Origin of the sequence: Sphingomonas sp. CCH9-E2 (assembly GCF_001557215.1) — a bacterium.
In the GTDB taxonomy this organism is placed as follows: domain Bacteria; phylum Pseudomonadota; class Alphaproteobacteria; order Sphingomonadales; family Sphingomonadaceae; genus Sphingomonas.
On the sequence record NZ_LSJM01000455.1, the window covers coordinates 1 to 344 of the forward strand.

The following is a 344-nucleotide window of genomic DNA, read 5'->3' on the forward strand; positions in this document are numbered from 1 at the left end:
TCCGGGGCGAAGTGGCGGTCGTCTTCCAGCGTCGGCACCGACTCACGCAGCAGGGTGCGGGCGGCTTCGAGCGTGGTGCTGGAGGTGAGCGGGGCGTGGAAGTCGCAGCCTTGCGCCGCGGCGAGATATTCGATGCCAAGGATATGGGCGAGGTTGGCGGTCATGGCGAGCAGGCGGCGGGCGCCATGGCCGGCCATCGAGACATGATCCTCCTGATTGGCGCTGGTCGGGATCGAATCGACGCTGGACGGGTGCGCGCGCTGCTTGTTTTCGCTGACCAGTGCGGCGGCGGTGACCTGCGGGATCATGAAGCCGGAGTTGAGGCCGGGGCGGGGGGTGAGAAA

At 68.0% G+C, this 344-nt stretch carries 1 protein-coding gene; it reads right to left on the reverse strand.

The window, feature by feature from the left end:
• Positions 1-344: aromatic amino acid lyase (locus tag AX681_RS20515; protein WP_197424333.1), on the reverse strand; the 344-nt coding region annotated here is incomplete at both ends.